Raw genomic sequence first — 12,737 nt, 5'->3', positions numbered from 1 at the left:
GACCTGGGGCGACATAATTAGCGCCGCGCCGCCGCCCCGGGCCAGTCAACCTGCCAGGAATCCGAGAAGATCGGCGTTCAGCCGGTCCGGCGCGGTCGCAAAAAGGCCGTGCGGCTCACCGTCATATTCCAGGAAAGTGGCGTGAGGAATTCCAGTGGCGGCGGCGCGGCCGCTCGAATCGATCGGCACGGTCTTGTCCGCGGTGCCATGGATGATCAGGGTCGGCACGGTAAAGGCAGGGAGGTCCGGCCGGAAATCCGTCGCGCTGAAAGCGTCGATACAATCGAGCGTCGCTTTCGGACTGGCCATGATGGCGAGCGCGAAACTCCAGTCGAGCACGCCCTGGCTGACGGGGCTGCTGACCCAGCCCACGCCGTAAAAGGTCTTGGCGAAGCTCTGGAGAAAGGCGAAACGATCCTTGCGAACCTGATCCTTCATGTCCTGGAACACGCCGATATTCACGCCATCGGGATTGCTGTCATCCTCCAGCAAATAGGGAACGACCGAGGAAATCAGCGCAACGCGGGCGATCCTGCTTGCGCCGTGGCGCGCCAGATAGCGGGCGATTTCGCCGCCACCCATCGAAAAGCCAACGAGCGTTGCGCCGTGAATATCATAATGATCCAGTATGTCCGCCAAATCGTCGGCAAATATATCGTAAGTATAGCCGATTGCAGGATGGCTGGAATGGCCAAAGCCGCGCCGATCATAAGTAATCACGCTGTAGCCCGCCTCGATCAGCGCCAGCGCCTGATATTCCCACATATCCCCGGTCAGCGGCCAGCCGTGGATCAGGACCACAGGTGGGCCATCGCCCATCTTCTTGACATGCAGAGCCGCACCGTCGCGTGTTGCGATCGAAGCCATGGGCATTCTCCTGAAAGTGGTGCGCCGGGCGGCGCGTTTTACGGTTATCGGCTCTTCGCAGCTAGGGGGCGGGACCCAGGGCCGGGGACGACTTGCAGCTTTGGAAGATTATAACCGACGGTTATCACATGTCGGCTTAACCTCCTGGCCGCGTGGGAAGTTCCAAGGTCTTTTCAAGCTTTCCGGGCATGGCTGCGGTTGCAGCCGAGGGCCTTGGCCGATAGCCTGACTTGCTAACAGGCGCGGTCGGCTATAGTGGCGGCATCGTGCAGACATAATTTTAACGGAAAAGGACATCCTTTGACCGAACCGTCTGCCACATTCATTTTGTTCGGTGCCACCGGCGACCTGGCTCACCGAATGATCTTTCCGTCGCTGTACAATTTGCTGGCCGACGGGCTGCTGCCGCGCGACTTCCTCATCATCGCGTCGGGCCGCAGCGCCTTTAGCGACGAGGAGTTCCGCGCCGAAGTGGACGGCGCGCTGCATAAGTTCCTTTCCGCAGATCGGTACGACCCCGCCTTCGCGCAGCAACTGGGTGCGATGATCTGTTACGAGGCGGTCGAGGCGGGGAACGCGGAGCAGTTCGTCAATCTGGGCAAGCGACTGGACGGGCGCCTGGACCGCAGCATATCGGTATATCTCTCCACGCCGCCCTCGCTGTTCGCGCCGACAGCGCAGGGCCTCGCGGATGCGGGTCTGATCACGCCGCTCACCCGGATCGCGATGGAAAAGCCGATTGGTAAGGATCTCGCTTCCTCCAAGCAGGTCAATGATGCGATCGATGCGCTCGTCGATGAAAGCCGCATCTTCCGCGTCGATCATTATCTCGGCAAGGAAACGGTGCAGAATTTGCTGGCGCTCCGCTTTGGCAATATGCTGTTCGAGCCGCTGTGGAACGCGAGTGCGATCGACCATGTGCAGATCACAGTCGGCGAAACCGTCGGGCTTGAAGGCCGTTCGTCCTACTATGACGGCGTGGGCGCACTACGCGACATGGTGCAAAACCACATGCTCCAGATCCTGTCGATCATCGCCATGGAACCACCCGCGCGCATGGATTCGACAGCGGTGCGCGACGAGAAGGTCAAGGTTCTCCGATCGCTCCGCCCGATGACGGCGGAAATGGCGAAAACCAACAGCGTGCGCGGCCAATATGGACCGGGTGCGGTACAGGGGCAGATCGTCACCGGCTATGCCGACGAACTGGGCAAGCCGTCGGACACCGAAACCTTCGTCGCGCTAAAGGCGCATATCGACAATTGGCGGTGGCAGGGCGTGCCCTTCTACCTGCGCACCGGCAAGCGGCTGCCGACCCGCCAGTCGGAAATCCTGATCCAGTTCAAGCCGGTGCGCCACAGCATATTTGGTCGTAACGGCGACCTCGATCCCAACACGCTCATCATCCGGCTGCAACCCGAAGAATATATCCGCCTGCTCATCATGACCAAGCGGCCGGGGCTCGAGCGCGAGGTGCATCTGGACGAGGTTACGCTCGACGTCTCGCTGACCGCCGCCTTTGCCGGCCAGCGGCGGCGCATCGCTTATGAGCGGCTGATCCTCGACTTGCTGGAAGGCGACCCGACCCTGTTCGTCCGTCGCGACGAGGTGGAGGCGCAATGGGCGTGGATCGATTCGATCATCGACAGCTGGAAAGAGGCGAATGTGAAGCCCGCTCCATACCCGTCGGGGAACTGGGGACCATCCTCGGCCATTGCCCTCATCGAACGCGACGGAGCGAGCTGGAATGACTGAACTTCACCCCGTGATTGCTAAGGTCACGGACCGCATCGTCAAGCGCAGCGCGCCCCGCCGCCGCCAGTATCTCGATCTGATCGAGCGCGGCCGGGACGCCGGGACGAATCGCGACCAGCTGTCCTGCGGCAACCTCGCCCACGGTTTTGCCGCCAGCGGCGAGGACAAGCCGGCGATCCGCACCGGCGATGCCATGAATATCGGCATCGTCACCTCCTATAACGACATGCTGTCCGCGCATCAGCCCTATGGCCGCTACCCCGAAGCCATCAAGATCGCGGCGCGAGAAGTCGGCGCGACGGCGCAGGTAGCGGGCGGCGTCCCCGCCATGTGCGACGGTGTAACCCAGGGGCAGGCGGGGATGGATCTGTCGCTCTTCTCGCGCGATACGATCGCGCTTTCCACCGCCGTCGCCCTGTCCCATGCCATGTTCGAAGGCGCGCTGCTGCTCGGTATCTGCGACAAGATCGTACCGGGGCTGCTGATCGGTGCGCTGCGTTTCGGCCATCTGCCGGCCATCCTCGTGCCCGGCGGCCCCATGCCATCAGGCCTCGCCAACAAGGAAAAGGTCCGCATCCGCCAGCTTTATGCGGAAGGCAAGGTCGGCACCGCTGAACTGCTGGAAGCCGAAAGCGCGAGCTATCATGGCGCCGGCACATGCACCTTTTACGGCACCGCGAACAGCAACCAGATGATGATGGAGGTGATGGGCCTGCACATGCCCAATGCCGCCTTCATCAATCCGGGCACGAAGCTGCGCGGCGAACTGACCCGCGCGGCGGTGCATAGGGTCGCGGCAATCGGATGGACGGGAAACGATTATCGGCCGCTCGGCCACTGCGTCGATGAAAAGGCGATCGTGAACGCGATCATCGGCCTGATGGCGACCGGCGGATCGACCAATCACGCGATCCACATCCCCGCCATCGCGCGGGCGGCGGGGATCAGCGTCGACTGGACCGATTTCGCCGAACTCTCCGACGTCATCCCCCTGCTCGCCCGCGTCTATCCCAATGGATCGGGCGATGTGAATAATTTTCAGGCGGCGGGCGGCATGGCGTGGATTATCCGCGAGCTGCTCGACAATGGCCTGCTCCACCGCGACATCATGACGGTGGCCCGCGCTGACCTCACCGATTATGGCAAGGAGCCGGTGCTGGAAAACGAGGCGCTGCAATGGCGCGATGTACCAGCCTCACGCGATCCATCGATCCTGCGCCCGGTCGCCGATCCGTTCAGCGCCGATGGCGGCATGCGCCTGCTTTCGGGCAATCTCGGTCGCTGCGTCATGAAGGTCAGCGCCGTCGACCCCGACCGCTGGACGATCGAAGCGCCCGCGCGCGTTTTTCATACCCAGGACGATGTGCTGCGCGCGTTCAAGGCGGGCGAACTGGAGCGCGATGTCGTCGTCGTCGTCCGTTTTCAGGGGCCGCGCGCCAATGGCATGCCCGAACTGCACAAGCTTACCCCCGCGCTCGGCGTGCTTCAGGATCGCGGCTTCCGCGTGGCGCTGGTCACCGATGGCCGGATGTCGGGCGCGAGCGGCAAGGTGCCCGCCGCCATCCATCTTTCGCCCGAAGCGCTGGGCGGCGGGCCAATCGCGAGGCTGCGCGACGGCGACAGGGTGCGTGTATGCGCCGCAACAGGCGTGATTGAGGCGCTGGTCGAGCCAGTCGACTGGGATGCGCGCATCCTGGCCGAAGCCCCGTCCCCGCCCTATGATACGGGGCGCGAACTATTCGCCCTTTTCCGCCATCATAGCGACCTCGCCGAAGCCGGCGCGTCGCCGATACTCGCCGCGATGGAAGCCGAGATTTGACCCTATGACCGAGATCATCGCCGCCGACATTGGCGGCACGAACGCCCGCTTCGCTCGCGCCTTGCTCGACGACAGGGGCGTTCCGACGCTGGGCATGGTGCGCAAATATAAGGTCGCCAATTATCCAAGCCTGCAAGCCTGCTGGGCGGCCTTCGCACAGGATGAAGGTGGTAATCTTCCGACCGCCGCCTCCATCGCCTTCGCCACTGCAATCGGGCGGGAGGTCGTTAAGCTCACCAACAGCAGTTGGGTCATCCGGCCCGGCTCGCTGGACAAGGAGCTCGGCCTTACCCAGTTGAAGCTGGTCAATGATTTCGAGGCGGTGGCCCATGCCGTATCGCGTCTCCCGCCTGAAAATCTGCCGCTGCTGTTCGGCGAAGATCGCCCCTTCCCCGCCGATGGCGGCGTCACTGTCGTCGGGCCGGGCACAGGCCTTGGCGTGGCGATGATCGCCTTTGACGAGGGCATTCCCCATGTGATCGCGACCGAAGGGGGGCACCTCGACTTCGCCCCGCTCGATCCGCTGGAGGAGAAAATCCTCGCCTATCTGCGCGAAAAATTCCTGCGCGTATCGACAGAGCGGGTCGTATCCGGCCCCGGCCTCAACAATATCTACAAGGCGATGGCGACGATCGGCCATGATCGCGTGATGCTGATGGACGATGCCGCATTGTGGCAGGCCGCTCTCGACGGCAGCGATGCATTCGCCCGTGCCGCCTTCGACCGCTTCTGCCTCTGCTATGGTTCGGTCGTCGGCGATCTGGCGCTCGCACATGGTCCGCACGCCGTGGTGCTGGCGGGGGGCCTCACCCAGCGGATGCGCGATCTTCTGCCCGCCAGCGGTTTTCACGCGCGCTTCACCGCCAAAGGGCGCTTTGAAAGCCTGATGAAATCGGTGCCCATCCGCCTCGCCTTGCACGACGAGATCGGACTTTACGGCGCCGCCGCTGCCTTCCGGGAGAAGAAATAATGTCGTTCAGCGTGCAACAGGTGATGGAACTTGCCCCCGTGATCCCGGTCCTGGTCATCGACCGGGTGGAGGATGCCGTCCCGATCGCGCAGGCTTTGGTAAGGGGCGGCCTGCCCGCGCTGGAGGTGACGATGCGCACCCCCGTCGCGCTGGAGGTGATGCGCGAAATGGCGCAGGTCGACGGCGCGATCGTAGGCGCGGGCACGGTACTAAACCCGGCCCAGCTCGACGCCGCGCTCGAAGCAGGCGCCCGATTCATCGTCAGCCCCGGCCTCACCGAGCCGCTCGGCAAGGCGGCGATCGCTGCGGGTGTTCCCTTCCTGCCTGGCACGGCCACAGCCGCCGACATCATGCGCGGCATGGATATGGGCCTGTCCCACTTCAAATTCTTTCCGGCCGAAACCTCCGGCGGTCTGCCCGCGCTCAAGGCGCTCGCGGCGCCGCTCCACGCTGCGCGCTTCTGCCCCACCGGCGGAATCACGGCGCAAAGCGCGACGACATGGCTCGCCGAACCGTTCGTGCTGTGCGTCGGCGGCAGCTGGGTCGTGCCCAAAGGACCGGTCGACGTCGCGGCCATCGAAGCGCTGGCGCGAAGCGCAGCGGCCCTTCCTCGCTGAGCCCCCATTGCGCCCGCGCACGCGCCGCCCTAGATGCATGCCCATGATCCTGCGCCGGCTACTGCCCTCCCTCGTCCTGCTGATCTCCGGTTGCGCCGGCGCGCCGCAAAACTATCCCTCGCTCGCCCGGCGTCCGATCGAGGACGCACCGATGGCAAAGCCTGCCGCTCCCGCGCCGCCCGCACCCGCAGACCCGGCACTGGCTGCTGATCTCGCCCGCCTGATCGCTCAGGCGGACGCCGGTCGCGCCGCGTTCGACAAAGCCTATCCCACTGCCGAAAAAGCCGCCCGCGCAGCGAGCGGTTCGGCAGTGTCGAGCGACGCCTGGGTTGCCGCGCAGGCGGCGATCAGCACGCTCGAAGCCGCGCGCAACGATAGCGTTTCGGCGCTGGCCAGCCTCGATATTCTCTATGTCGAGCGCAACAATGCGATCGCCGACGGCAAGGCGAAGGGCGGAACCGAAGCCATCGAGGCCGCCCGCACCGCCGCGCTTGCAGCCGTCGATTCACAAAACGACCGGGTCGACGCGCTCAAGGGCCGCTTGTCGCAGCCTTAGACTGGGCTTCTTAATCGTCCTGCGCCGCCCGCACAGCGCCCTTATGAGCCTTGGCATTATGGACATAGTGATCGACGCCCTCGCGCATGTCGATCAGCGCCGCGTCCGGCAGATCGCGCATATATTTGGCAGGCCGCCCGGCCCATAATTGTCGGTGGGGCACCGTCTTGCCGGGCGACAGTAGCGCCCCCGCCGCCAGCATCGCGTCATGCTCGACCGTACAACCGCTCATCACGATAGCGCCAAGGCCGACGAAGGACCGGTCGGCAAGCACGCAGCCATGCACCATCGCCATATGGCCGATCAGCACATCGTCGCCGATGATCGTCGGCCAGCCTTCAATCGGTGCGGCGTTACCATCGCCCGGGCTGTCGCAATGGATGACAGACCCGTCCTGGATATTCGTGCGCGCACCGATACGGATGCGGTTCACGTCAGCCCGGATCACGCAATTATACCAGATGCTGGCGTCCGGCCCTATCTCGACATCGCCGATGATGCGGCATCCCGGCGCAACGAAGGCGCTGGGATGGATACGCGGTCGGATGCCGTTGAAGGACAGGATGGTGACGCCGGGATGATCGGTCATCGGCTCTAGGCTCCCAGCAGCCGCGCCGCGTGCAGCGCATGATAGCTAAGGACGCCGGTGCAGCCTGCCCGCTTGAACGCCATCAGCGTTTCGAGCACCAGCGCATCGCGATCCCCCGCTCCCACGGCCGCCGCCGCTTCGATCATCGCATATTCGCCCGACACCTGATAAGCGAATACCGGCACCGCGAAGGCGTCTTTCACGCGGGCGATAATGTCGAGATAGGGCAGGCCGGGCTTTACCATCACGCTGTCCGCGCCTTCGGCCAGATCCAGCGCGACCTCGCGCAGCGCCTCCTCGCCATTAGCGGGGTCCATCTGATAATTTTTTTTGTCGCCCTTCAGCAACCCGCGCGATCCGACCGCGTCGCGGAACGGACCGTAAAAGGCGCTCGCATATTTGGCGGCATAGGCCATGATCTGGACATTGGCATGGCCTTCGCATTCCAACGCCTGCCGGATCGCGCCGACACGGCCGTCCATCATGTCGCTCGGCGCGATGATGTCCGCGCCCGCCGCCGCCTGATTGAGCGACTGGCCGATCAGCACATCGATCGTCGCATCGTTGAGGACATAGCCGGTCTCGTCCAGCAGCCCGTCCTGCCCATGGGCGGTATAGGGATCGAGCGCCACATCGGTCAGGATACCGATCTGCGGCACCGCATCCTTGATCGCGCGGATCGCGCGGCACATCAGATTATCGGGATTAAGCGCCTCTACGCCATCGTCGCTGCGACGCTCGCTTTGCGTGTTGGGGAACAGCGCCAGACAGGGGATGCCCGCGTCGCGCGCTTCCCTAGCCCGCGCCACGATCAAGTCCACCGACCATCGCGACACGCCGGGTAGCGCCGCGATCGGCTCCTCCACCGCTTGCCCTTCCGTCACGAACAGTGGCCACAGGAAATCGCTGGGCGTCAGCCGGTTTTCGGCGTGCATCGCCCGGCTCCAGGCGGAAGCGCGAGTGCGGCGCAGCCGAAGGGCAGGATAGGCGGCATTGGTCATCGGCTGGGTTTAGGATGGGGGAGGCAGAGTATCAAGCGCGGACCTCGAGCATCTCCCGCCAGGCTTACAGCGCTCGATCGCCTTTGCCTCGGCCCGGCGCACCCGCTATCAAGCTGCCGATCGTGAAAATGAAAGTCTTGCGAATGCCCGACGAACGGCCCTGGATCGCGCAGGTCAGAATTGGCGCAACAACGCTCGCCTCACTGACCCTTGCCGTGCCGGCATCGGCAGCGACACAGGGCTATGCGATCACCAGTTTCGACGCGATCCGGGTCGATGCGCCGATAAACGTCATCATTACCACCGGCGGGGGGGCATCAGGTCGCGCGGAAGGCGACCGGGACTTGCTCGACCGATTGCGCATCGAAGCGTCGGGCCGCGTTCTGAACGTTACCCTGCCGGCGCAAAAGGGCGGCGAGCGCCGCAGCGGCACCGCGACGCTTCGTCTGTCGACTGGCGATCTTGGCCGCGTGATCCTGACCGGCGGCGGATCGGTGGCGATCAACCGGATGAAGGGTCAGCGCGCCGAAATCATGCTCGGCGGCAATGGCGATGTCCGCGTGGACGCAGTCGATCTCGATCAGTTGACGCTGGCCCTGACCGGCAGCGGGCGCGTGACGCTGACGGGTCGTGCCAATACCGCGTCGATCCGGGTTACCGGGCCCGGAGCGCTTGCCGGCGAGGCGCTGCGGACGCGACAGGCAACGATCAGCAATGACGGGCCGGGCAGCATCGCGCTGACCGCCGATGTGTCCGCGAAGATCGCGGCGTCCGGCTCCGGCAGCGTGACCTTGGCAGGCAAGGCAGCCTGCACCGTCGATAACCGGGGAACGGGGACGATCCAGTGCGGCGGCGAGCGCTATTAGCACGAGGACCAGTCGTGCTTATCGAAGTCTTTACTTCACGACGCTAGCACGGCTGCCATAACCAGACGGACTTTGCCATGCGCCGCTTTTTCTCGACCCCCTTCATGGCCGCCGCCCTGGCTCTGCCGCTGCCTGCCGCAGCGCAGGTAGCCGTCGCCGACAGCGGAGACACCGGCTGGATGATAGTCTGCGCCCTACTGGTATTGCTCGCCGCCCTGCCGGGACTGTCAATGCGTCATGCAGGGCTGGTCAATGTTCGCAATGCCCTGTCGGTCGCGACGCAGGGTCTCGCCGTGGCCGCTATCGTTTCGCTCGTCTGGGCGATCGCCGGCTACAGTATCGCTTTTGCGCCGGGCGGCAGCTGGCTGGGTGGCGGCGCCAATCTGCTGCTAGCCAATCTGGGCGCGCTCCGCGAGGGGCTGACCGTCCCAGAATCCGCTTTCGCCCTATACCAGATGAGCCTCGCTATCTTCGCCGCCTGCTTGTCTGCGGGCGCGGTCGCGGAACGGGCGCGCTTCGGCTGGATCGTCGCCTTCGCCCCCCTCTGGCTGCTGCTCGTCTATGCACCGGTCACCCATTGGGTCTGGGGTGGCGGCTGGCCCGCAGACCTTGGCGTGCTCGATTTCGCAGGCGGCCTTGTCATCCATGCCAGCGCCGGCTTTTCCGCGCTGGCGCTGGCGCTGATTATCGGACGGCGGCGTGAAGCCACTGGGGCCGGTCACGCACCCGTCCTCACGCTCGCAGGCGGCGGCCTGATCTGGGTCGGCTGGTTCGGCATGGTCGGCGGCTGGTCGCTCGGCGCGAGCGACGATGCGGCAAGCGCAATCCTAAACTGCCATTTCGCGGCCTGTGCCGCCGCGCTGGTCCGTGCGCTGCTCGATCGCCTGCTCGCTAGCCGCGTGAGCGCCATCGGTGTCCTGTCCGGCGCGCTATCAGGCCTCGTCGCCATTGCCCCCTCCGCAGCTCTGGTCGGGGTCGGCGGCGCGATGCTGATCGGCGTCATAGCGGCGATCGTCTGCCGCCTCGGCGCGGCGCTGCTGGACGGCCGCATCGACGATCCCGCCGGCATTGTCGTCATCCACGGATTGGGCGGCGTCACCGGCATGCTGCTCCTGCCGCTCTTCACCCTGACGTTGCTTGGCGGCGTCGGCTTCGATGCGGGAGTGGGCTTCGATCAGGTCCTGCTCAACCAGATTATCGGCATCGCCGTCGTCGCGCTCTGGTCGATGGTCGGTACAGCCATCGCGGCGCTGATCGTCGCGGTCGTCATCCCCATGCGTGTCAGCGAGCAGGACGAAGCCGACGGCCTCGACGCCGCCCAGCATGGGCAGCAGGGCTGGGACTTTCGCTGAGCGCCCATGCCGGTCGCCGTCGCCATTTTCGCCCATCAGGAAGAGCGCCGGATCGAGGCGTGCCTTGCATCGCTGCCACTCGACCGGCCCGACACCGTCTTCCACATTTTGGTCAACGGTTCGACCGACGCGACATCGGCACGCGCCCGCGCCGCAGCGGGCGGTCGCTCCAACATCACCGTCCATGACATCGCGGCCGGCGGCAAGTCGCGGACCTGGAATCACTGTGTCCATCACTTGCTCACAGGGAATGAGCACGCCGTCATCTTCATGGATGGTGATGCGGAAATCCTGAACCGCTCCATCGACGCGCTCGTCGCGGATCTCGCCGCCACCCCTTCCGCCAACGCCGCTGCGGGCATGCCGCTCAACGGCCGCGAAGTCGAAACATATAGGGAAAATCTGCGCCGCGAGCGCGGCCTGTTCGGTGACCTCTATGCTCTGTCAGGCCCATTCCTGTCTGCCATCAGGGCGCGTGGCCTGCGCCTGCCCGACGACCTGATCGGCGACGATGGGCTGGTCGCCGCCTGGGCGCATACCGATCTTCAGTCCGACCAACATTGGCGGCTTGACCGGATCATCGCCTGCGAAATGGCCGGCTTTACCTGCGAGCCGGTCGGCCTCACGCGCCCCTCGACCTGGCGCATGCAGTATAAGCGGCTGATCAACTATTCGGTCCGCTATTTCCAGAATCGGATCATATCCGATATCATGGCGCGCGAAGGCCCGGGCGGACTTCCTCCGCGCCTCTCGAGCCTCTACGCGGACTGGCTGCCACGCTGGAAGCCCCGCCCCGGCATCACCGGATGGTTCGACCGCAAGGCGCTCGCCCGGATGAGGGCGCAAATCGCACCCTGATCAGCGGTCGCGCCCCGCCAGTTCCTTATTGATAAATAATGCAAGTCCCGTCACCACCGCGCCCGAAAGCAAATATACGCCCGACGCCATCACCCCGAACGTCGCCGACAGCGCCAGCGCGACCAGCGGCGCGAATCCTGCGCCCACCAGCCAGGCAAGGTCCGACGTCAGCGCCGATCCGGTATAGCGGGTAGCGGTGGAGAAGTTGGACGCCACCACCCCCGACGACTGGCCAAAGCTCATGCCCAGCAGGATGAAACCCAGCACCATGAACGCGACTTCCGACAGGTCGCCGCCATTGAGCAGCAGCGGCGCGGCAAGGCTGAACAGGGCGATGCCCGCCGCAGAATAGCCGAGCAGCGCACGCCGCCCGACTTGATCGGCGACGAAGCCCGACACGATGATCGCGAGAATACCCACGCACGCCCCCACCATCTCGATCCCCAGAAATCGTTCCAGCGGCTGGTTGGTATAGAGTGCGATCCACGAAAGCGGGAACACGGTCACCATATGGAACAACGCGAAGCTCGCGAGCGGCGCGAACGCCCCGATGACGATGTTGCGCCCCTCGCTGCGAATCGTTGGCAGGACAGGCGAGGGTTGCAGTTCGCGCGATTCGAACAGGCGCTCGAACTCATGGGTCACGACGATCCGCAGCCGCGCGAACAGGGCGACGACGTTGATCGCGAAGGCGACGAAGAAGGGGTAACGCCAGCCCCAGTCGAGGAAATCGGCGCGCGACAGGATCGACAGGAAATAGGCGAAAAGCCCGCTCGCCACCAACAGCGCGATCGGCGCGCCGAGCTGGGGCATCATCGCATACCAGCCGCGTCTACGCCGCGGGGCGTTCAGCGACAGCAGCGAGGACAGTCCGTCCCATGTGCCCCCCAGCGCAACGCCCTGACCGCAGCGGAACAGCACGAGCAGCGCGGCCGACCAGTGGCCGATCGTGTCATAGCCGGGCAGAAAGGCGATGGCGGCGGTCGATCCGCCCAGCAGGAACAGGGCAATAGTCAGTTTGACCCCGCGTCCGAACTGCCGGTCGACAGCCATAAAAATGACCGAGCCGATCGGCCGAGCCACGAACGCCAGCGCGAAGATAGCAAACGACCAGAGCGTACCGGCGAGCGGTGTAAGTGTCGGAAAGACATGCGCGGGAAAGACGATGACCGACGCGATGGCATAAACGAAGAAATCGAAAAATTCGGAGGTGCGCCCGATGATCACGCCGATCGCGATCTCGCCCGGCGCGATCCGCTTTTCTCGCGCGGTGACGGCGCGCGCGTCGCGCTCCATCGACGTGGAGGATGGCCCCTCGTTCGGCGTTATCGTGACGGCGGTCATGGGCTTCCTCGATGCCTTTTCTGGCTGAGCTGTCTGGCGGGAACGAACATTGCCGCGCTTCGTTGCGCGGGCAAGACTCGTTTCCATGGGCGATCCCACATGCACCATAACGCGCATGCCCGGGGATAGGACAAAAGGTCCAA

12 protein-coding genes are annotated in these 12,737 nt (G+C 64.8%); 8 read left to right on the top strand and 4 right to left on the bottom strand.

The window, feature by feature from the left end:
- Positions 1 to 45 precede the first annotated feature (45 nt).
- Positions 46 to 867: an alpha/beta fold hydrolase gene (locus tag WG907_RS10540; RefSeq protein ID WP_340232731.1), complete on the bottom strand. Its 822-nt coding sequence runs from the start codon at positions 865 to 867 to the stop codon at positions 46 to 48.
- Between the two features lie 300 nt (positions 868 to 1,167).
- Here WG907_RS10540 and zwf point away from each other — a divergent pair, with 300 nt between their 5' ends.
- The 5 genes from zwf to WG907_RS10515 are packed head-to-tail and all read left to right on the top strand — an operon-like array spanning position 1,168 to position 6,584.
- Entirely contained in the window at positions 1,168 to 2,622 is a 1,455-nt protein-coding gene (gene zwf, locus WG907_RS10535) for a glucose-6-phosphate dehydrogenase (protein ID WP_340232730.1), read from the top strand.
- Positions 2,615 to 4,441 (top strand): phosphogluconate dehydratase, encoded by a 1,827-nt coding sequence (gene edd, locus WG907_RS10530; RefSeq protein WP_340232729.1) that lies wholly within the window; start codon positions 2,615 to 2,617, stop codon positions 4,439 to 4,441. The genes zwf and edd overlap by 8 nt, the downstream gene beginning before the upstream one ends.
- 4 nt (positions 4,442 to 4,445) lie before the next feature.
- A complete protein-coding gene (gene glk, locus WG907_RS10525) occupies positions 4,446 to 5,411 on the top strand; it encodes a glucokinase (RefSeq protein WP_340232728.1) in 966 nt (321 codons plus the stop codon).
- Complete coding sequence (gene eda, locus WG907_RS10520) at positions 5,411 to 6,028, top strand: bifunctional 4-hydroxy-2-oxoglutarate aldolase/2-dehydro-3-deoxy-phosphogluconate aldolase (protein WP_340232727.1); 618 nt, start codon at positions 5,411 to 5,413, stop codon at positions 6,026 to 6,028. Before glk ends, eda begins: the two co-directional genes overlap by 1 nt.
- A 43-nt stretch (positions 6,029 to 6,071) precedes the next feature.
- A complete protein-coding gene (locus WG907_RS10515) occupies positions 6,072 to 6,584 on the top strand; it encodes a hypothetical protein (RefSeq protein ID WP_340232726.1) in 513 nt (170 codons plus the stop codon).
- Positions 6,585 to 6,594: 10 nt separating this feature from the next.
- Here WG907_RS10515 and WG907_RS10510 read toward each other — a convergent pair whose 3' ends face one another.
- A complete protein-coding gene (locus tag WG907_RS10510; protein WP_340232725.1) occupies positions 6,595 to 7,173 on the bottom strand; it encodes a gamma carbonic anhydrase family protein in 579 nt (192 codons plus the stop codon).
- A gap of 5 nt (positions 7,174 to 7,178) precedes the next feature.
- Positions 7,179 to 8,174 carry a porphobilinogen synthase gene (gene hemB / locus WG907_RS10505; protein WP_340232724.1) on the bottom strand — a complete coding sequence of 332 codons (996 nt, stop codon included), beginning with the start codon at positions 8,172 to 8,174 and terminating at the stop codon, positions 7,179 to 7,181.
- 128 nt (positions 8,175 to 8,302) lie between these two features.
- Here hemB and WG907_RS10500 point away from each other — a divergent pair, with 128 nt between their 5' ends.
- The 3 genes from WG907_RS10500 (at position 8,303) to WG907_RS10490 (ending at position 11,250) form a co-directional block, all read left to right on the top strand.
- Positions 8,303 to 9,040: a GIN domain-containing protein gene (locus tag WG907_RS10500; protein WP_445326805.1), complete on the top strand. Its 738-nt coding sequence runs from the start codon at positions 8,303 to 8,305 to the stop codon at positions 9,038 to 9,040.
- Between the two features lie 77 nt (positions 9,041 to 9,117).
- Positions 9,118 to 10,392 (top strand): ammonium transporter, encoded by a 1,275-nt coding sequence (locus tag WG907_RS10495; protein WP_340232723.1) that lies wholly within the window; start codon positions 9,118 to 9,120, stop codon positions 10,390 to 10,392.
- Positions 10,393 to 10,398: 6 nt separating this feature from the next.
- Complete coding sequence (locus WG907_RS10490; protein WP_340232722.1) at positions 10,399 to 11,250, top strand: glycosyltransferase family 2 protein; 852 nt, start codon at positions 10,399 to 10,401, stop codon at positions 11,248 to 11,250.
- Here WG907_RS10490 and WG907_RS10485 read toward each other — a convergent pair whose 3' ends face one another.
- Positions 11,251 to 12,594: an MFS transporter gene (locus WG907_RS10485; protein WP_340232721.1), complete on the bottom strand. Its 1,344-nt coding sequence runs from the start codon at positions 12,592 to 12,594 to the stop codon at positions 11,251 to 11,253. It lies immediately after the preceding gene.
- Between the last annotated feature and the right edge of the window lie 143 nt (positions 12,595 to 12,737).

Origin of the sequence: Sphingobium fluminis (assembly GCF_037723805.1) — a bacterium.
GTDB lineage: Bacteria > Pseudomonadota > Alphaproteobacteria > Sphingomonadales > Sphingomonadaceae > Sphingobium.
This window is presented reverse-complemented; position numbering and strand designations above follow the sequence as displayed.